We start from the raw sequence: 19669 nt of genomic DNA, 5'->3' as shown, positions 1-19669 counted from the left end.
CCGGCCTCACCTCGCATGACTTCAGTGAAAGATGTTGCACAGCTGGCCGGCGTGTCCCTGATGACGGTTTCTCGAGCGCTCAACAATCCGGAAAAACTGAGCGCCGAAACCCTTCAGCGGGTGCGTCGCGCCATTGACGAACTGCAATTCGTACCGAGCCTGTCGGCGCGCAGGATGCGAGGCGACAACCTCCAGTCGCGAACCATCGGGGTGTTCGCGCTAGACACCGCGACCACACCGTTCGCGGTCGAGTTGCTGCTGTCCATCGAACAGACCGCGCAGCAAGCCGGCTGGAATGTATTTATCCTCAACCTGTTGAGCAATCCGCCCACCGACCAGAACATCGACTTGATGTTGTCGCACCGTCCCGACGGGTTGATCTTCAGCGCCATGGGGTTGCGCCAAGTGTGCATTCCCGAGCGTTTGAAGAGCAAACCCCTGGTACTCGCCAATTGCCTGGCCGATGACAGTCACCTGGTCAGTTATGTGCCAGACGACGAGATGGGGCAGTATCGAGCCGTCCATCACGCGTTGAGCCAAGGCTATCGGCGCCCTCTGTGTATCAATCTGCCAAAACAGAGTCTGGCCTGGGGGCTGCGGCAACAAGGCCTGCAACGTGCCTGCCAGGCATTCGGGCTGACGCCTGACGCACTCCTGCAATATGACCTTTCCGATCATGACGCCTATGGTGAAACCGCAGCCATCCTCGACCGGCACATCATCGAAGGTCGTCCCCAATTCGACATGCTGATCTGTGGCAACGACCGCATTGCTTTTTGTGCCTATCAGCTGCTGTTGGGCCGAGGCCTGAAAATTCCCGATGATGTCGCGGTGCTTGGCTACGACAACATGATCGGTATCGCCAAACTGTTCATCCCGCCATTGACCACGGTGCAACTGCCGTACTACGAGATCGGTCGCCAGGCTGCCCGGCATCTCATCGAGGCCCTGGAGGTATCGGGAGCCCAGCCCGTTGATTGCCCATTGGTGGTCAGGGCCTCGCTATGAAGGATTGATGACCACGCGCACGCCCTTTTCTCAGATCCAGCGCGGGTCGATCTCCCCGGTCCAGGCCAGCAGCGCCGCCAACAGAAAGAAACTGCCGCACACCGATTCGACCTTCTGCTCCACCGTTGCCGTGGTGCGATAGCAATGGCCGATAAATCGCCCATCCTCGAAGTCGGCGCCGCGCATGATCGCTGCCAGTAACTGGCCGGCCTGTTGCCTTGGCAACGCCGACTCGACGGCCCCCACCGCCTGCCCTTGCAGGGCCAATGCCGCCATCGCCGCGGCACAAGGGTCGCTCGGTCCCTGGGGCTGATCCAGGCGATTGGCCGGGACGGACAAGCCCCGGCTGTGCAGCCAGTACTGGCTTGCCCTTTCGGCATCGCTGCTGAACGGCGCACCGTACAAGCGGGCGCCCGTACCCAGGCCGAGCATGGCCCAGGCCTGCCCCCGGGACCAATTGCCCGGGGCGTCGCCGACCTGCCATTGCCCCTGGTCAAAACGCGCATGGCTGCTCCAGGTACCGTCCGCGCCGGCACAGGCACGGAAGGAGGTCTGCAACTGTTGGCGACCCAGCCCCAACAACCGTGGCTCGGCATTCAGGGTAAATAGCTGCAAGGTCGCGGCCAGCGGGTCGATGCTCAAACGGCTGTCACCGTGCTCACCGCCGCCCATCTCGCGGCCGAGGGGGATGCAACCCAGCACCGGATCGAAGGCCCGGGCCAGGCGTTGCACCGCCTGCTCCGCCAATTCCTCGGCTTGGGGGTTGGCCAACAGGCGTGCGCCCAACCCGGCGCCGTACCAGAAAATCAGGCTGCGATGATGGGTATCGCTGTCGAGCTTGTCCCGTAGCCGCTCGGCGATGCACAGCGCCTGTTGCAGATCCGCCCGGCGCCCGGTGCAATGGGCTCGCAACCACCACAGACCAGCCCAGAACCCGCCCAGCCAGGAGCCGCTGGCAGACACCTTCCATGCCTCGCTGTCCCCCGTGCGATACAGGGGAAAGCCTTGGCCACAAGCGGCGTCGATCTGCTCCAGTCGCGTGAAGATGGCCTGGATGGCGCGCCGAACTTCAGCGGTCTCAAGGGGCTGATCCGGAACCTCGAAAGCGTTCATTTGACCACCCTCACGGACGGTTCCACAGCGCTGCTTCTCTGGCGCTGCCGAACCCGCGTCAACAACAGGCACAGCAGACAGCCGAGCAGCAACACGCCGACCAGCGCCAGCCAGGCGCTGGCAAAACCCCATGGCCCGTTCTGCACCAGCCCGAACAACGGCGGGCCCAGCGCAAAACCACCAAAGAAACCCACCGACAGCAAACCCGCGGCCGGCGCCGGGCTACCGAAGCCTGGGTCGCGCAAGACCATGCTCATGGCGATGGCATTGGTCGCCACCGCCGTCAACCCCATGCCCAGAGCACCCGCCCACAAGGCCCAGTGACTGCCCGGCGCGGCCAGGGAGGTCAGCGACAAGGCCAGGCTCGACAGCAACAACAACACCAGCAACAACCAGGACTCATCGGTCATGCGCGCGCCCAAAGGCGTAAGGAAAACCCGCGCAACAATGCCCATGACGCCGAAGCCGGCGATCAGGCCGCCGATCAAGGTCGCCGGCATCCCCTGCCACGCGGCGAACACCCCGAGATAGGTCACGAACGACGAGAGCACGATGCCCACACACAGTTGCACACTCATCAACAGCGCCAGCCGCCCGTTGGGTCGGGCAACGGCTAGGCTCAGCGGTTTACCCTGGTGCTCCCGAGGGGCCACTCGCGGCCCCAGAATCGCCAGCAACAAGGCCGGTATCAGCAAACTCGCCAACGCCCCACGCCAGCCAAAACTCACCCCCAGTGTCGGTAGCAGCAAACCGGCAAACAACGCCGAGACCTGCACCCCGGATTGTTTCAAGCCGACCACCGCCGCCTTGTGCCGGGGTTCGACGCGCTCGGCGATCAGCAGATTCGTCACCGGATTGGCCAGTGCCTGGGCAATCCCGCACGCGGCTAGGGCCAGCACCACACCGACGAAGCCCGGCAGGCTGGCCAGCAATCCATAGGCGCCCACCGTGCTCCAGAACAACACCGCCATGGCCCGTCGAGTGCCCAGCCAGTTGACCAACGGCCCGGCCCACAACGACAACAGCGCGGCAAAGCCGAAGGCGCTGGTGATCAGCCAGCCCAGCCAATGGGTTGGCACGCCAAGGTCGGCGACGATTGACGGGCCGAGGGTGCCGACGGCGTAGAAGATCAGCATCGGCAAGGCCATCGCCGCGGTCAGTACCCCCCGCAACCACCAGCCATGCGGGGCGTTTTGCTCAGTCATCGGCCCGCTCCCGGTCCCCGCGACGGCCAGTCGAAATCCAGCCCCGCATCGTCGCAACTGTCCAGCAGTTGCCGACCCACCGCGCTGATCAGCGCGTCGTCAGTGCCGTCGAGGATATGGGTGGTGCGTGCGGTGCGGTAAATCCCCGACAGTGGCGACCACTCGCTCAGGCCCTCGGCGCCCATGATCTGAATCGCCGAATCCACCGCCTCGCTCAACGCCTGGGACGCCGCGACCTTGGCGATGTTGACCTCGATGCTGTTGGCCACCCCGGCATCGTGTTTACCGGCAGCGTCCTGCAGCAACGCGCGGGCGCTGGCAATGGCCTGATAGACCTTGAATACCCGCTGGCGCACCAGCTGTTTATCCGCCAGCCGCGCCTGCTGGCCACGGGCCGAGTGGATGCGTGCGCACATCAGATCGAAACAGCGTTGGGCCAGGCCCAGCCAGTGCACCGAGCGCAATATCCGCCCTAGCCCCAGGCGTTCCTGCATCAGCGCCAGACCCTGCCCCGGTTGCCCCAACACATGACTCGGCGGGACCTGCACCTGATCGAAGGACAACTCGCCCTGACCGGAGAACCGGCCGAGGATCGACAACGGCCGCTCCACCCGAAAGCCCGGCGCATCACTGGGCACCAGCAACATCGACAGCCCGTTTTCCAGAGGGCCGGCGCCGGTGCGGGCAATCACCGTGACCAGGGCCGCGCGCTCGGCGCGGCAGATGAACCATTTGCGCCCGCTCAATACCCAATGACCATCGACGAACTCGGCGTGACTGTTCAGGGTTGCCGGAATCGAACCGATGCTGTCAGGCTCGGACATGCCATAACTGGAAACCAGCGTCCCCGCGGCCAACGGCGCGAGAAAGCGCTGGCGAATGTCCTCGCTGGCATGCCGGGTGAGCATGTGCAGATCCAGAGTGGCATCGTCGCCGAAAATCGCCGGCGCGTACTCGGAACGCCCCTCCTGTTCGGCCACCGCCAGGTAGTCGCGCAGGCTGGCGATACGCCCGCCGAGGGCCTGAGGGTAAAAACTGCCCCAGAGCCCGGCGGCCCGTGCCTCGGCGCTGAGCTTGGCAAGAAGCCCGGCGGCCTGTCGGGGCTCCGCCGCCAGTTCGGTCTCCAGCGGAATAATGCGCTCGTCGACAAAACGCCGCACTGCCCGGGCCAACTCGGCGTTGTCCCGGGCGGCGGCCAATGGCTGTGCACTCAACATGCGATGCCCGCCCCGCACTCGAGAAACGCCACTTCGGCGGCCAGGGATTTCTTGTCGATCTTGCCTGCCGGGGTTAGCGGAAGCTGCCGGTAGAAGCGCAGGTACTCTGGCAGTTTGTTGACCTCCAGGCCCTGCTCGCGCAGGTAGTCGGTCAGTTCGCTCAGGGAGAAGCGCGGCGCGCCGTCGCGCAGGGTCACGCAGATGCACACGCGCTGGCCGAGGTCCGGGTCCGGCACGGCCACGCAAGCGACGCTGACCACATCCGGGTGGGCGGTGGCCAGGGTTTCGATCTGCACCGGGCTGATATTGGCACCGCCACGGATGATGATGTCCTTCTTGCGCCCGGCCAGGATCAGGTAGCCGTCGGCGTCGATGTAGCCCAGGTCGCCGGTGTTGACCCAACCTTCGGCATCGCGGTACTGCGCGTCGAGTTCCGGAGCGTTGACGTATTGCATCGGGCTCAGCGGGCCCCGGGCCTTGATTTCGCCGACGCTGCCCTGGGGCAATTCAATGCCCTGCTCATCGCAAATCTTGATCGCGCACACCGCCGGGTTGGGCCGGCCGACGCTGTAAAACACGACGTCCTGGGCATCGTCCAGGGTGTTGTGACAGTTCACCCCGTCCGCCGAACCATAGAGGCTGATAAAGCCGCAACCGAAAGCCTCGATACAGCGGCGCACGGTCACTTCATCAATCAGCGAACCGCCGCAGATCAGCCCCAACAGGCTGGACTTGTCGACCTGTTCCAGGCGGGCGTCGGCGGCGATGCGCTGGAGCATCGTCGGCACCCCGAGTATGTGGGTCGGACGCAGCTGCTCGATGGCCTCGATCGCCGCCCCCACGTCGAACTGCGGCAGCACGGCAATAGAACCGCCGAGCCAGGACAAGCTGCCAAAGGTCGCGGTGGAACCGAAGGACGAGCCCAGCGGTACCAGATACAGCCCGCGGAAGGTCTCGCCTTCGGGGTGGACGCGCTGCAGGAAACGCCCGCGCCCGCCCACCAGGGCGTTGTGCGAATAGGCCACCAGCTTGGGTTCGGATTCGGTGCCGGAAGACACCAGCAAGCGCACCGGCGAGTTGGGGCAAACCTCGGGCAATTGCGCTTGCGTCAACGGCTCGGCCTGGAGCATGTCGTGCAGACTCAACCAGCCGTCCCGGACGCAACCTTCAACGATCAGCACCCGCAGCGACAACAGGCTCGGTCGCAGGGCCTCGATGACCTGGCACAGATCGATGCCGGCGTACTGCGCCGGAACGATCACCGCCCGCGCATCGCAACGGCGCACCAGGGCCTGGATGTCCAGGCTGCCGCGTCCCGGTGGAAACGGCGCGACCACCGCGCCCAGGGCCGCGGCGGCGAGGTCAATGGCGCAGCTGCGCCAACTGTTGGTCAGTTGATAAGCCACCACATCGCCGGCGACGATGCCAGCGGCGCGCAGGCTCGCGGCCATGCGCAGCGCCGCGTCATGCAACTCGCCATAGCTGAGTGTGCCTTCGGGCGAGAGCACCGCCGGTTTCTGCGGAGCGCGCTGCGCGTGCTCGCGGAACAGTTGATAGACCGAACGGTTGGGATAAGTGCCGTCGCGTTCCCAAACACTGCGAACGTCAGCGGGGACCAGATCAATAATGCCTGCGCTATTCATCGAAAACTCCAGTGAGCGTTGACCGAGGTATAGGTATTCACGCTTAAACACGTCTTCAATCGCCTGTCTTCAGCCAGCTGCGACAGGTCTTCTACGGCCACGGCGGCCGGTATCGCGGCGTCGCCCAGCACCTGTTGCCAGGTAGCGGCGGACTGCGACGCCAAGGCGCTGTGAATCAGCCCGTCACGCTCCTCGGGGTCGCTGTGCAGATCGCAGGCGAGGATAATTTCCAGTTGCTGAAGCTGGGCCGGGGTCTGGCAGTCGATGGCCAGCAGCCCGGTCTGGGTCGGGTACACGCCCTTGAGCAGACTGATTTCGGCGGTGCCTGTCCCTTGCAGTTGTTGCGCGCACAACAGGTTGGCGGCGCCGAGCAGCGAGCTGTCGACCCGTACCGCCTGCCCGCTGAGCGCGCGATGCAGCAACGCAGCGCTGACCCCTTGGGCCGCGACCACCCCGCCCAGCACATCCAGCACGGTGAACAGCGAACCGCCCGGCGTCGCCGAGGCCAGGCCGATCTGTTCGCCAACGCCGGACCAGGCCTGGACCACGAAGTCAGTGCCCGGCAACGATTCGCCCGGCCGGTCATGGCCCCAGCCGCCGGCATAGGCGTACACCAGCCCCGGATTGACCCGCATCAGATCGGCACGATCCAGGGCCAGTTCGGCGGCCTTGCCCGGCGCCCAGTTGTGCAGGAACACATCAGCCTCCCTGACCCGCTCGTACAACTCTTCACGGCCGGCAGCGGATTTGATGTCCAGCTCACGGACCTGTTTGTGCCGATTGAGGGCGTCAAAGCGCACCGACACCCCATCGACGCAAGGCGGCATACCGCGCAACGGATCGCCACCGGGTAACTCGATGCGGATCACCTCGGCCCCCAGCAGCGCCAACAGGTGCCCGGCCAGCGGGCCCTGGATCCGCCGGCACGACTCGATCACCGTCAGGCCGCTCAAGGGCAGTATTTGCCCATCCAGGTCAGGCATTGCTTTGCCGCCCGCGCTGACAGCGTCGAAGGCCCAGGGGCCCTGCTCTAACTGACCCGGCAGATCGCGGTCAGCCCGACGCTCGGCGAGGCTGCGCATCGGGCACAGCGCAACACCGCTCAAGTCGCACAGGGCGCTGATCCGTGCCATGGACAAGCGCGCCAAGGCCTGACGAAACACCGCCGGCATCGGCGCAACAGCCTTGGCATAGCGCAGCAGAAAGGCCTTCCAGCCCTGCCCGGCCTGCTCGCCGTCGATGCCCACCTCCGCCCAAAAGCGCCGCCACGGTTCAGCGTCCAGGGTTTCCAGTTCGAAGTGCACGCCATCGGCCGAGACAAACGGCGGACGATTCTTCGCGCACGTGGCACCCGGCAACAGGCGTTCGGCTTCGGCACCCGCAGTCGCACCCGCCAGGTACTGGGCAATGCCCAGCACCCCGGCTGCCGCCATGGAGGTGGTCACAGTGCTGAAGTCGCCACCGCGCAACTGCCCAAGCGCTGCGGCAAACGCACCTTGCAGGGCCAGGCTGGCGCTCAGGGTCGAGACATAATCCACCCCCAACCCCTGGGCCTTGCCGCTGGCCCGGCCATGCACCGACATCAGCCCGCAGGCCGCCTGCGCGGTGTGTTCGGTGATACCTGCGCAACTGCCGTCGGGCCAGCCATGAATCAGCCCGGTGAGCGGTTGCAGATCGGGGTGATGCAGGGTGAAGCTCAACCCTCCGTGTGCCGGATCGTCGGTTGTGGTCTGTGGGTTCAGGCCCAGCGTCGTCGCCTGGTAGCGCAGTGACGCGGTCAGCGGGGCGAACCCGGCAGGTGAAGAGGCAAAGGAGCCGCTGAGGCTACATCCATGTAAAAGACGGGACATAAAACATTCGCCAGAGTGGTTGCATAACCCTGCGCGGACGGCCTCGGGTGAGGTACGCCGCGCAGGCCCGGAGCGATCAGTCAGCAATCAACCACCAGCAACCGCGGGCAGGATGGTGATGGCATCACCGGCCTTGAGGGGGGTGGCCAGATTGTCGGCAAAACGGATGTCGTCATCGTTCACGTAGATGTTCACGAAACGATGCACCTGACCGTCGCCAATCAGCCGTTCCTTAACGCCGGGGTACTCCCGTTCCATCTGTTCGATCACTTCAAGCACCGTACTTCCCTGAACTTCGATGCGCTTCTGGTCTTGAGTAAAAGAGCGCAACAAAGTTGGCACCATGACGGAAATCGACATGCAGAACTCCCTGAGCCTGAATAAGGCTGTTTTTATTAATTAATTGATCTTGCTTAACGCCGTGCCGACATCAAGTTTCAGCGCACGACATGAATACTTTCTTCGGTAACTTTACGATTAACGATTCGAAAGCTGCGCACCGCCACATCAATATCCGGCAGGGTTGAAATAATCACGTAGTGCACCGAAGCGTCACCGGCGTACTGCACATCTTCAGCGCTGGGATAGGCCGCGCTGGCGGTATGGGAGTGATAGATCACCCGGCACTCCTCGTCCCGCTCATCCAGTTCACGCCAGACCGCCAATTGCTGTTTCGGTGCAAAGCTGAAAAAGGTCGGCGAGCGTGCCGCGTTGTCCATGGCGATCAGCCGCTCGGCGGTTCTGGCGCCAGCGGGCGCGGCGATGATGCCGCAGGTTTCCAGCGGATGATCCCGTCGCGCCTGCTCCAGCATGGCCTCCAGCAGGCCGGCACGAATACTCAACATGTTCGCCCCGCCTGCGTTCAATAACTTGGCAACGTCGGCTCGACGTCCCGCACCCAGGCCGATACGCCGCCCTCGAGGTTGCGCACATTGCTGAAGCCCAATTGCTGCAATTCCAGCAACACGGCCTTGGAGCGCGCCCCGGATTTGCAGTGCAGGACCAGGTTGGCGTGTTTGCCGAAACGGGTCTCGATCAGCGCGGCGGTATTCGGTCCCTTGGGGATGTGCTGGGCACCCTGGATACGTACGATGTCCCACTCGGTACGCTCGCGCACATCGATCAGCAGCACATCCTGGCCACGTTCGCGCAGGGCTTGCAGCTCCCGGGCACTGATGGACGGAATGTCCGAAGGCTGCATGCCCTTGGGCGCGGTCAGGCCGCAGAACGCCTGATAATCGCTCAGGGCGATAATCGGTTGGCGCCCGGGTGAACGGCGCAGCGGCATCTGCCGGTAGGACATTTCCAGGGCGTCATAAACCATCAGGCGCCCCAGCAGGCTTTCGCCGATGCCGGTGATGAGCTTGACCGCCTCGGTGGCCATGATCGCGCCGATGGAGGCGCAGAGAATACCCAGCACCCCGCCTTCCGAGCAGGATGGCGCCAGTTCAGGGGGTGGCGGCTCCGGGTACAGGTCGCGGTAATTGAGACCGACGCCGCCGGGGGCGCTTTCCCAGAACACCGAGGCCTGGCCCTCGAAGCGGAAGATCGAACCCCAGACATAGGGCTTGTTGGCCAGCACGCACGCATCGTTGACCAGGTAGCGGGTGGCGAAGTTGTCGGTGCCGTCGAGGATCAGGTCGTACTGGCTGAACAACTGCACTGCGGTTTCCGGTTCCAGGCGCTGGTCGTAGAGGTTGACCTGCACATGGGGGTTCAGGTCCTTGATCGCCGCGGCGGCGCTTTCAACTTTCAATTGGCCGACGGTGGCCACCCGGTGAATGACCTGGCGTTGCAGATTGGACTCGTCCACCCGGTCGAAATCGATGATACCCAGAGTGCCGATGCCGGCCGCCGCCAGATACAACAAGGCCGGTGAACCCAGGCCGCCCGCACCGATGACCAGCACTTTGCTGCTCTTCAAGCGACGCTGGCCTTCAAGGCCGACATCGGGAATTAACAAGTGCCGACTGTAGCGGGTTATTTCTTCATTACTTAGGTTTGCAACGGGTTCTACAAGAGCAGGAAGTTTCATGGTGAATCTCTGTTACTGAATGCAACCGATTCTCAGGCAGCAACTTCAATTAATCAATTCAACGGCCCCGGATTTTCATATTCAGAAGCCACGTTTTTGTATGCATTTAAACAATCGTCGGTAACTTATGACGAATAGATGAAAGCCCTCTATCGAGGGCTTTCATGGGCGGTCAATTGACTCAGGCGAGGAAGGTCGACATGTCCTTGCACACGGCGCTGAACGCCTCGACAAAATGCCGCGCCTCAGCGTCGCTGAGCACCAGCGGCGGCTGGATGCGCATCACCCGGTTGTTGTTGGCGGTGACGAACGTCAGCACCCCATGTTCCCTCGACAATTTGCTGACGAAGCGCAGCACGAACATCTCCTCGAAGTTTTTCTCCACCTCGCTGATGGCCTCCTCGATGTGCCGCTTGGCCTTGCCCGACAGCATGCGATAAGTGCCCGCCGCATTCCCCGGAATACGGCTGGCGAACTCACGCACGAACGCCTCGACCCCTCCGTGGAAGCTGTACTCGAACTCGATGGCGATCATCAGCCCGATGCCTCGCACCTCGCGGATGAACGGGTAACCGCTGACCGCCTCGCGCAGCGCCTCCTTGAGTTGCCCGCCGACCCGCGCGGCGTTGCCGGCCAGGTCTTCATCGGCGATCACGTCCAGGGTCGCCAAGGCCGAGGCCGAGGCGAAGTTGCCGCCGCCGAAGGTCGAGGTATGCAAGGCAAAGGTATCGATGCTGCCGTAGGCGCGGTCCCACAGCGCCGCGCTGGACAGGGTCGCGCCGATGGGCACGGCGCCGCCGGAGAGGGACTTGGACAGCACCAGAATATCCGGCACCACCGCCTCCCACTCGCAGGCGAAGAGTTTGCCGGTACGCCCGAGGCCGGTCTGGATCTCGTCGAGAATCAACAGGCAGTCATGGGCGCTGCACAGCTCCCGGACCTGTTTCAGGTAGCCCGCCGGCGGCAATATTACCCCGCCCTCGCCCTGGATCGGTTCCAGGATAAAGGCGCCGATATCGCCCTGGCTCAAGGCCGCCTCCAACGCGGCCAGGTCGCCGAAGGGGATCGAATCGCAGCGCGACAACAGCGGCTTGAACGGGTCGCGGTGTTTGTCGCGGCCGGTCACCGACAGCGCGCCCAGGGTCTTGCCGTGATAGCCGTTGTCGCAATACAGCACCCGTGGGCGGCGCATGGCGGCCATGGCCAGTTTCAACGCGGCCTCGATCGCCTCGGTGCCGGAGTTGCTGAAGAACACCCGCTCCAGGTTGCCTGGCGCCAGCTCGCTGAGACGCTGCGCCAGCAGGCTGGTTTGCAGTGGCACCGAGACGTACTGGACAAAGGTCGGGTGCTGCTGTTGCAAGTACGCCTGCAACGCCTGGTTGACCCGCGGGTGGTTGTGCCCGGTATTCAGGCAGCCATAACCGGCGACGAAATCCAGGTAGCGACCACCGTCCAGATCGGTCAGCCAGCAGCCGCTGCCGTGGGTGAACACTCGCTCGATATGGTTGAACTGATAGAACTCGCGCAACACCGGATTGATGTGCTCGCCAAAACAACGCAAGGCTTCGGCGCGCAACGCGGCCGGCTGGTCGGCGGTCGGGGTTGCCGTGGGCCGTCGATGGAAACGGCGCAAGGCCTGGAAATCTTCTTCGCGCAGACGCTCGCCATAGGAAGCCATGGGCGATGGAGAGAAACCATGCAACTCGGCGATCCGGCCGATCTCCAGCACCCGCTCCTCGGGCAGTTCGCGGCCGATGGAAAACGCCTCGGCACGCCCCTCCAGGGCCAGCACCAGGGTTTCCGCCAGGCAGCCATTGAGGAATTTCTTCGGTGCCAGCCCCAGGGTCTCGGTGCCGAAGCGCAGGGCCTCACTGGCCGACACCAGGCCACCGTCGATGATCAGGATGTCTTTGCGATCATGCTGGAACGGCAGCACATCGCGCGGCAACGCGGCGTCCACCACCACCGAACCCGGTGCCAGCCGATAGGGATCGATCACCCCACCACTGGATGTCGCGGCGACGTAGAAGCGCACCTCGTCGTAACAGCTGTCGATGTCTGCCGTCATGCGCACCTGGCCATGCATCTCCGTCGGCAGATAGGCCAGGCTTTCGCGGCCCTGTTCGGCGCTGCCACGGTGTACCAGACGCAGGCGGCAACCGTCCCGGGCCAGCAGTTTGGCGATGACCAGGGCAATCGAGCCGGGGTAACCGACCACGGCCACTTCGCTGTCCGCCGGCGACACTTCCAGGCGGGCCATGGCTTCCAGCACATTCTTGTAGGCGGCGTAGGCCGTGAGCGAGTTGCCGGTGGTCACCGGCACGCCGCTACGGTCCAGGGTCTGCAAACCGCGATTGCCGACGATGGCGGTAAACCCGCCCAGGCCAACCAATTGCGCGCCCTGCTCTTTCAGACTTTGCACGCCTTCGAGTACGCGCCCGGCAATGGTTCGCGGTTGGCTGAGCATTTGCTCGGCGGTCAGCGGCAGGTAATGCAGGATGCCTTCGCAGGTCGCGCCGCTGGCACTGACGATGCGCCCGAAGTCAGCGAACGGCACCAGGTTGCGCGGCTGCCAGAGTCGGGCCTGATAACCACGGTCCTGTTCGGCGAGGGTGCGGTCCAACAGGTCGATGATCTTCACCTGACGTTGCAGGGCGATGGAGGTTGGGTGGGCGATAAAACCGAATTTCATGGGGGGCTGTCCTGAGTGCAGGTTCATTGACGGTTCCAGGCGGTTTCGGAGACGAGGCTCAAGCCGTCGCCTTCCGAGTTATGGGCCAACAACACGTCGAAAATATTCAATTGTCCGGGGCGCGTCAGGGCACTGCGCAGGCGAGCTTCATCGAAGCTCACCAGGCGTTCGCGGTGCAGGCTGATCGGCCCGACGCGCTCCAGCGGTGCCGCCAACGGTGCGGCACTGGTCACCGAAACCTGCTGTGCGCCATTGTGGGCGTAGCGTTTGTCAAGGTAGGTCTGGATCAGCGACAACAGGCCGTTGGTGAGGTAGAACAGGGTCACATTGCGCTTCTCCGCCTCGGGGTCCTCGGCCAGCCCCTGGGCCAGCCGTGCCTCGATATCCGGCACCAGCGCCCGGGCGCCGTCGCCGATAAAAGCCAGGACATTGCCGGTGCCGGTGATGGCGATATAGGGCAAGGCCATCAGCGCATCGCCCATCAGGGCGCGCCCGTACCAGCCGGAAAAACCCGGATCGGTGCGCGGCACATTGCGCATCGCCGAGATGCCACAGCGGCCGACGTCATAGACGCCAACATAGCGATAGTCCTGCTGCTCGATCAGTTCGCGCACCAGGTTGCCCAAGCGGTGGAAGAAGTAATTGGAGGTCATCGGCAGGGTTTCGATGTGGTCCACCGCCACGCTCTCGCTGGTGGCCGACAGCACGTCAAGCTTGGCGCGACGCAAGGCGAGGATCTGTGGCTCGACCTGCAACCCCCTCTCGATGTGATCGAGGAACACATCCAGCGGCACATCCAGCGCCAGGTCGGTAAACGGCGAAAGGTGCCGTGGCTCATGGTTGACCTGCACCACCCGCAACTGACGCTTGAGCTTGCCTTCTGAGAACGGCGTGGCGGCCTGATCGACCTTGCCCTTCAGGAAGAACACGCAATGGCTTTGCGGCCCGTTCAACTCGTGGTCGGTGTGCACAAACTGATAGACCCGTCGGCTGAAGCCATACAACGACAACGGCCCCAGATAGTGCGGTACCCGTCGTCCCTCGTGGTAAGGGCCGACACTGCCGGGCTGGGTGATGCTGTCGGCCAGACCGATGGCGCCGCGTTCAGCCAGGGCGTGCACCCGTTGCCGCTGCTGATCGCTGAGCTTGCCGCACTGCCAGAGCAGGTGCAGCGGCTGGTGGTTGATCAGGTCCAGGGCCTGATCCAGCGCCTCGATCTGGGTGCTGCTGAGCTGGGTTGCCGGGGTCGCTGGCGGCTCGGGCAGGCGCACATCCAGCGGCACCAGAGGCCGGGATTCCAGCACCCCTTGAGTGGCCAGGATGAACACCGGTTCGGCCCGTTCGGCAAGCATGGCGAAGGCCTGCTCCAGGCAGGCACCGATCTCCTCGACCTTGCGGATGAACACCTGGCGCAGGCCCTTGGCCTCGATCACCCGGCGCCCATCGTTGTCACCGTCATGGGTGCCCTGGAAGGCGTACCAGACGCTTTCCGGGCTGTCGGCGCAGATGATCAGCCCCGGCGCACCAAGACGTTTGAGGTTGGCCAGGGTGCCACGGAATTCATCGATCATGCCCGAGGTCACGGTGATCACGTAGGCCCGGCCAAACAGCTGCCAGCCGGCCATGGCGCTTACCGCCAGGCTGTGTTCGTTGCAACCACTGAGGCAACGCACGCCCGTGCCGGCGACGTTTTGTTGCATGGACTGAATCATCCCGGCCACCATGGAACCGGTGTAGGAATGAAAGTCCCAACGCTCCTGCCAGCGACTGCGCATAAAGCGCGTCACTTCCGTGGCCAGGCTCACCGACAGCAGTGGACCGCTGATGGAGCGCGCCAGCAGACGGTTGAAGTAGGCATGTTCCAGGTGATCCAGGACGATCCGCAACAAGTCCGCACGCCGCGCCGCGCGATCCTCCCCCGCTACCCGCAGATGGCGATTGCCACCGATGCGGTTCATCCATTCCGGCAAGGCCGACAAGGCGCAATACAGCAGCGCCGAATGAGGCGACAGGCGCGGGTTGGGCGCGGCGGCGATCAGCTCGTCGAAAGGGTCTTCGACGCCGGCCTGGGCTTGCTCGCTCAGGTCAAGAATGAACAGCTCGCTCGACAGTCGCGGGTCGAGGTGACGCAACCGCGATTGCGCCGCCTCGACCGATTCGAAGGTCATCAACCACAGATCGGGCAGCGCAGCGGCATTTGCCGGGCCACCCTGCAGATAGCTCCTGGCCTGGACCATCAGGGCTTCCAGCACCGCCTCGCTGCGGGGCCGCGGCCCCAGGGCCCGGTGCATTTCTTCGCAGCCTCCGATCGTCAGTGGCCAGTCAGCGGCAGTGGCAGGCGGCTGCAAGCCGGCCTGCAACTGCTCGATGACAAAGGTCACATCCTCGATCAGAGGCTCGGCCTGGGTAACCAGACAGATACCTAAGGTTGCCTTCATTAACTCATCCTTACTCAAGTCAGACTTACGATTGAATGGCTCGTGGCTGAGGCCCATGGGCCTCTGCTCGAACCGGACGGGGCGCCAACCGCCTTGTTGGCGCCTCCTTGTAAAGGCCGGCCGTGGCCGCCGCGATCGAACGCCGGGCCACCAGGGCCAGCGCACAGACCACGGACATCGCCAAGGACAGACCGGCCAGCATCCCCACATGACCGCCGTGGTCGAGTAGCACCCCGGCGGCAATCGGCACCAGCAGGCGCGTCAGCACGAACAGGCTGGCTTGCAGCCCGTAGTCGGCGGCTTGCCGATGCTCGCGGGAGAAAAACATCATCAGGGCGAAGACCAGCGTCGACACCGCGCCCATGGCCGTGGCCAGCACAAAAGCCGCCGCCACCAGCCAGATCATCCCGGCCTGCAACCCCACCGCCGCTGTCAGTGCCAGCAGAGCGAACAAGGCCCAGACCATGAACAGCGGAATCGCCCGCCCCGGCCCCAGGCGCCGAATCAGGCGACCACCCAGTAAGCTGGCCAGGGCCCCCACCACGCCGCCACCAATGCCGGCAATCAAGGCCACTTGCTGCGCGGCCATGCCCTGGTCCAGCAGCAAGGGTTTGAGGTACAGCCAGGCGGCGCCGACAAAGGGAAAGCTGCTCAGCAGTACCCAGGTCCACAGGCGCGCACCGGGTTGGCGGAAATAGCCCGACCAGTCGGCCAGAGAGGGCCTGATCGGCGCTGCATTCTCGACGCTGCCTTCGCGCAACCAGGCCAGGGGCAGCAACGCCAGCAACAGGCCGGCAGCCATCAACAGAAATGGCGCCTGCCAACCCCAGCGGTTGTGCACCAGCAACATCACTCCGGCACCGACAATGGCGCCGAGAAACAGCGCCGCCGAGCGGATGCCGCCGGCACGAATCCGCTGGGACTCGGGCAGCAACTTGATCGCCAGGGCATTGACCGGGATGTCCGCCCAGGTCGCCAGCACCCCGGCGGCGAACGCGAGGCCAAACAGGTACCCACGATGGGCCGTGATCGCCTGCTGGCTGACCACTACCAGCAACAGCGCCAGCAACAGGCACAGCACCAGCGCCCAGATTCGGTAATGCCCGCGTTCGCAGCGATAGCGCTGCACGGGCAAGGCCAGCAGAAACTTGAACACCGCCGGCAAACCGGCCAGCTGGAACAGGCCGATATCAGTGCCGGACCAGCCGTGCTCGCGCATCACCAGCGGCAACCCGAGCAGCAGATAAATGCTCGGCACCGCCAGCACGAAACTCAGCCAGCCAAAGAGCAGTTGCAGACGCCAGGCGCCGGCGTCGCTCTGGCGGTTCATGAGGTACTCCGACGCGCCACCAGCACCGACACCGGGGTCATGGCGAAAGCCACTTCGGGGTAGCTGTCGATATTGACGAAACCGGCCTGTTGCAAGGCTTCGCTCATGCCGCCGGCGTAGGTCACCTGGCGTCCGAGCATCTGCATCGACAGGTAATAAGGCATGACCCGCCGCGCTTGCTCCGGGTCTGTGGGGATTTCCGCATGGGCGCTGACCAGCACCCCGCCAGGGCGCAGCGCCGCATGGATCTTGGCCAGGGTGGCGGCCATGTCAGGGACGAAATGCAGCACCGAGGAACACCAGATCAGGTCGTAGCCTTCACCGATCGGATCGCTCGCCAGATCGCCACCACGTACATCCAGACGCGCCTCCAGACCGGCCCGACGAATGTTATCCGCAGCCACGGTCACGGTCTGGGAGAAATCGAACACCTCGCCGGTGAGCATCGGATTGTCCCGGGCCAGGGCAATGGCCACCAGCCCCGGGCCACCGCCCAGGTCGAGCATGCGTCGTGCAGCGGAGAACTCCGGCACCTGGGCCATCAGGCGCAGCGCCATATCCACGGTGACCGCCCGTTGCTCCTGGGCGATTTGCAAGCGCGCCGCCGTGGTCCAGTTGTCGATGGTGGTCGCTACATTCGGCGCCTGGCCGCCGGGCTGGCCGGTGCGCACCTGATCGCCAAGCTGGCTGCCGAAGTGCCGCAAGCCGCGCAGGCGAAAGGCCCAGGCGTCACCGCAATAATCCGGCGCCTCGACCCGCAGGTAATCGCTGGCCACCGCGGTATTGCGGTAATGGGGCGGCTGGCGATCGTCGCGCGCCAGCAATTCCATGCTCCACAGCGCCTCCAGCCAGTAACCGGTATTGGCTGGGTCGAGCTGTAATTGCCGGGCAACCGCCAAGGCCGTGGCCGGCACTTGCAGCAGGTTGAACAGCTTCCAGTCCAGGGCAATGCGCAGGGCATCGGCGCGTACCGCCGCCAGGGTCAGGTCCCAGTAAGGTTGCAGGGGATGGGGGGACGCCAGGTTGATTCCGTTCATAGTTCGCAGCTCACTATTTTCATCGTTCACAGTTCGTAGCTGACCCGCAGGCCGATCTCCCGCGGCGGGCTGTAGACCCGGGCGGTGCCATTCAGATAGCCGACGGCGTCGTAGCGCTTGTCTGCGGCGTTTTTCACGTAAGCGGATATACCGTAGTGGCTGAAGTCGTAACCGGCATTCAGGTCGATCAGGCCGTAGCCGCCACGGCTGTACTGGTTGGCCGAATCCAGGTAGGTCTTGCCGACGGCACTGATACCGCCCTGGGCGTACCAGCCAGCGGGAGCGTCATAGCGCAGGCTGAGGTGGCCGGTGAGGTCCGGCGCGTAGGGGTTGCGGTTGCCCTGGTAGTCGTTGCTGCCTTCCTTGAAGCGTTCGAAACGGGTGCGATTGAGGCCCACGGCGCTGATCACCCGCCAGTTGTCGGCGAACAGGTATTCAGCTTCCAGGTCGAGCCCCGTCGAGCGCGCCGAGGCGGCGTTGGTGATGTACACCACTCCCGGCTGGAAGATCTGCTGCACCTGCATGTCACGTACGTCCATCCAGTACAGCGCCGCCGAGTAGCGCAGGCGTTTGTCGTCGAGCCAGCCCTTGGCCCCGACCTCGTAGGTTTTGACTTTTTCCGGGTCATAGCCGGGGTAATTGGCGGCACTGGAGAAGGCATTGAAACCGCCGGCGCGAAAACCTTCGGCGTAACTGCCATACACAAAGGCGTCGGGCTGCCATTCGTATTGCAGCGCCGCCTTGGGGGTGAAGCGTTGCCATTGGTCGCTCTGGCGGCTGCCGACCGCCGGGTCGATATGCACTTTGTCCTGCTCGGCCCGCGCACCGAGCGTCAGCGTCCAGCGCTCGGTCAGGGGCATCACCCATTGGCCGAACAGCGCGGTGGTGTTGCCGCCCAATTGCACGTCGGTGCGGGTCAGGCTCAGGGGCAGCTTCAGCTCATAGGACAGGTCATGATCGTCGCGGTCGGCATAGGCACCGAGCAGCCACTGGTTGTCGCGCCACTGGCCTTCCAGACGAAACTCCTGGGACAGGGTGTTCATGTGGTAATCGCGACCCAGGTGGAACAGGTCCGCCGGCATGAAATCCGCGTCCTGCCGGACCCGGTCGTAGAAGTCATTGCGTGCGGTGATCGAGTGCAGCTTCAGTCCCGAATCGAACTCATGCAGCACATCCAGAGACAAGCTACGGCCGCTGGAATGGTTCCAGCTTGAAGTACCGGAGCGCACCTCGCGCCGTGAGGCATTCACCGCGCCCCACTGCGAACCGCCGTCGCGATAATCCTGACGGCTATAGCGCAGGTTGACGTCCGTCGCCAAACCCGGAGTCCAGCGCAGGACCGTCCGCGCGCTATGCCGTTCGCGGTCATCGGCCTGGCCCCCGCGATAGGTATTGTCGATAAAACCGTCCTGTTCCAGCCATTGCCCGGACACCCCGGCATACAGGGTGTCCGGCACCAGGGCGGTGCTGGCATCGGCGCTCAGGGTACGCTGGTCGCGGCTGCCACCACCGGCTTCAATCCGTGCGTAAGGCTCGGCATCGGGCTGGCGGGTATGGATGCTCAGGACCCCGGCTTCGGCGTTGCGGCCGTAGAGGGTCGACTGTGGCCCACGGAGGATCTCGATGCGTTCCACCCCCAGCAGGTTGTGGTCGAAACCCTGCCCCATCAGGGTCGGCACGCCATCCACCAGCATCAGCATCGAAGACGAAAACGCCGTGGAGCTGGAAGTCAGGCCGCGCACCACCGGCAGGTTGGTGCCAGACTGGCCAAAGGGTTGAAAGGTGAACCCGGGGGTGACTCGGGCCAGGCGCTCCAGATCATCGATGGCACCCTTACGCAGGTCTTCGCCGTTGAGCACCGATAGGCTGGCCGGGACTTTCTCCTGTTCCTGCTCGATCTTGTTCGCCGTGACGATGACCGACGGCAGCTCTGTCTGCGCAATGACAGTCGTCACGCCACCCACCCAGCAGCCAACAAACAGCGTATAACCGCTGGCTTTCAACACATGCATGCTCATTGCTTTCCCCATCAATGAATCAGCGCACTGCCTTCCCCGGAGATGGCAGTAGACTTGTAAACATGATATTCATTAATGCGAAT

14 protein-coding genes are annotated in these 19669 nt (G+C 64.1%); 1 reads left to right on the top strand and 13 read right to left on the bottom strand.

Annotation, left to right across the window (positions count from 1 at the left end; genetic code table 11):
* The first annotated feature begins 15 nt into the window (after positions 1-15).
* The gene (locus QMK51_RS13020; RefSeq protein WP_258700354.1) at positions 16-1008 is read left to right on the top strand and encodes a LacI family DNA-binding transcriptional regulator; all 993 of its coding nucleotides are present in this window, start codon (positions 16-18) and stop codon (positions 1006-1008) included.
* A 30-nt stretch (positions 1009-1038) separates the two neighbouring features.
* Here QMK51_RS13020 and QMK51_RS13015 read toward each other — a convergent pair whose 3' ends face one another.
* The 13 genes from QMK51_RS13015 to QMK51_RS12955 form a co-directional block, all read right to left on the bottom strand.
* The gene (locus QMK51_RS13015; RefSeq protein WP_320394316.1) at positions 1039-2121 is read right to left on the bottom strand and encodes a glucuronyl hydrolase; all 1083 of its coding nucleotides are present in this window, start codon (positions 2119-2121) and stop codon (positions 1039-1041) included.
* Positions 2118-3326 carry an MFS transporter gene (locus tag QMK51_RS13010; protein ID WP_320394315.1) on the bottom strand — a complete coding sequence of 403 codons (1209 nt, stop codon included), beginning with the start codon at positions 3324-3326 and terminating at the stop codon, positions 2118-2120. The genes QMK51_RS13015 and QMK51_RS13010 overlap by 4 nt, the downstream gene beginning before the upstream one ends.
* Positions 3323-4543 (bottom strand): acyl-CoA dehydrogenase, encoded by a 1221-nt coding sequence (locus QMK51_RS13005; RefSeq protein WP_320394314.1) that lies wholly within the window; start codon positions 4541-4543, stop codon positions 3323-3325. Before QMK51_RS13005 ends, QMK51_RS13010 begins: the two co-directional genes overlap by 4 nt.
* Positions 4537-6186 (bottom strand): class I adenylate-forming enzyme family protein, encoded by a 1650-nt coding sequence (locus QMK51_RS13000; protein WP_320394313.1) that lies wholly within the window; start codon positions 6184-6186, stop codon positions 4537-4539. The genes QMK51_RS13005 and QMK51_RS13000 overlap by 7 nt, the downstream gene beginning before the upstream one ends.
* Positions 6183-8036 carry a CoA transferase gene (locus QMK51_RS12995; protein ID WP_320394312.1) on the bottom strand — a complete coding sequence of 618 codons (1854 nt, stop codon included), beginning with the start codon at positions 8034-8036 and terminating at the stop codon, positions 6183-6185. The genes QMK51_RS13000 and QMK51_RS12995 overlap by 4 nt, the downstream gene beginning before the upstream one ends.
* Before the next feature lie 87 nt (positions 8037-8123).
* Positions 8124-8396: a MoaD family protein gene (locus tag QMK51_RS12990; protein ID WP_258700348.1), complete on the bottom strand. Its 273-nt coding sequence runs from the start codon at positions 8394-8396 to the stop codon at positions 8124-8126.
* Positions 8397-8473: 77 nt separating this feature from the next.
* Positions 8474-8881, bottom strand: a complete 408-nt coding sequence (locus QMK51_RS12985) for a M67 family metallopeptidase (protein ID WP_320394311.1) — start codon at positions 8879-8881, stop codon at positions 8474-8476.
* Between the two features lie 17 nt (positions 8882-8898).
* Positions 8899-10071 carry a molybdopterin-synthase adenylyltransferase MoeB gene (gene moeB / locus QMK51_RS12980; protein ID WP_320394310.1) on the bottom strand — a complete coding sequence of 391 codons (1173 nt, stop codon included), beginning with the start codon at positions 10069-10071 and terminating at the stop codon, positions 8899-8901.
* A gap of 181 nt (positions 10072-10252) precedes the next feature.
* On the bottom strand, positions 10253-12763 hold the full coding sequence (locus QMK51_RS12975; protein ID WP_320394309.1) for an aminotransferase class III-fold pyridoxal phosphate-dependent enzyme: 2511 nt from the start codon (positions 12761-12763) through the stop codon (positions 10253-10255).
* A gap of 23 nt (positions 12764-12786) precedes the next feature.
* Entirely contained in the window at positions 12787-15201 is a 2415-nt protein-coding gene (locus QMK51_RS12970) for a decarboxylase (protein WP_320394308.1), read from the bottom strand.
* A gap of 25 nt (positions 15202-15226) precedes the next feature.
* Positions 15227-16531: an MFS transporter gene (locus QMK51_RS12965; protein WP_320394307.1), complete on the bottom strand. Its 1305-nt coding sequence runs from the start codon at positions 16529-16531 to the stop codon at positions 15227-15229.
* Positions 16528-17568, bottom strand: a complete 1041-nt coding sequence (locus QMK51_RS12960) for a class I SAM-dependent methyltransferase (RefSeq protein WP_320394306.1) — start codon at positions 17566-17568, stop codon at positions 16528-16530. Before QMK51_RS12960 ends, QMK51_RS12965 begins: the two co-directional genes overlap by 4 nt.
* 26 nt (positions 17569-17594) lie before the next feature.
* The gene (locus tag QMK51_RS12955) at positions 17595-19586 is read right to left on the bottom strand and encodes a TonB-dependent receptor (protein WP_320394305.1); all 1992 of its coding nucleotides are present in this window, start codon (positions 19584-19586) and stop codon (positions 17595-17597) included.
* Positions 19587-19669 lie beyond the last annotated feature (83 nt).

This window comes from Pseudomonas sp. P9_31 (assembly GCF_034008235.1).
Classification (GTDB): Bacteria; Pseudomonadota; Gammaproteobacteria; order Pseudomonadales; family Pseudomonadaceae; genus Aquipseudomonas.
This window is presented reverse-complemented; position numbering and strand designations above follow the sequence as displayed.

Bases quoted from the DNA above. Each gene is read 5' to 3' on its own strand.
- QMK51_RS13020 (WP_258700354.1), top strand. From the start codon at position 16: ATGACTTCAGTGAAAGATGTTGCACAGCTGGCCGGCGTGTCCCTGATG.
- QMK51_RS13015 (WP_320394316.1), bottom strand. From the start codon at position 2,121: ATGAACGCTTTCGAGGTTCCGGATCAGCCCCTTGAGACCGCTGAAGTT.
- QMK51_RS13010 (WP_320394315.1), bottom strand. From the start codon at position 3,326: ATGACTGAGCAAAACGCCCCGCATGGCTGGTGGTTGCGGGGGGTACTG.
- QMK51_RS13005 (WP_320394314.1), bottom strand. From the start codon at position 4,543: ATGTTGAGTGCACAGCCATTGGCCGCCGCCCGGGACAACGCCGAGTTG.
- QMK51_RS13000 (WP_320394313.1), bottom strand. From the start codon at position 6,186: ATGAATAGCGCAGGCATTATTGATCTGGTCCCCGCTGACGTTCGCAGT.
- QMK51_RS12995 (WP_320394312.1), bottom strand. From the start codon at position 8,036: ATGTCCCGTCTTTTACATGGATGTAGCCTCAGCGGCTCCTTTGCCTCT.
- QMK51_RS12990 (WP_258700348.1), bottom strand. From the start codon at position 8,396: ATGTCGATTTCCGTCATGGTGCCAACTTTGTTGCGCTCTTTTACTCAA.
- QMK51_RS12985 (WP_320394311.1), bottom strand. From the start codon at position 8,881: ATGTTGAGTATTCGTGCCGGCCTGCTGGAGGCCATGCTGGAGCAGGCG.
- moeB (WP_320394310.1), bottom strand. From the start codon at position 10,071: ATGAAACTTCCTGCTCTTGTAGAACCCGTTGCAAACCTAAGTAATGAA.
- QMK51_RS12975 (WP_320394309.1), bottom strand. From the start codon at position 12,763: ATGAAATTCGGTTTTATCGCCCACCCAACCTCCATCGCCCTGCAACGT.
- QMK51_RS12970 (WP_320394308.1), bottom strand. From the start codon at position 15,201: ATGAAGGCAACCTTAGGTATCTGTCTGGTTACCCAGGCCGAGCCTCTG.
- QMK51_RS12965 (WP_320394307.1), bottom strand. From the start codon at position 16,531: ATGAACCGCCAGAGCGACGCCGGCGCCTGGCGTCTGCAACTGCTCTTT.
- QMK51_RS12960 (WP_320394306.1), bottom strand. From the start codon at position 17,568: ATGAACGGAATCAACCTGGCGTCCCCCCATCCCCTGCAACCTTACTGG.
- QMK51_RS12955 (WP_320394305.1), bottom strand. From the start codon at position 19,586: ATGAGCATGCATGTGTTGAAAGCCAGCGGTTATACGCTGTTTGTTGGC.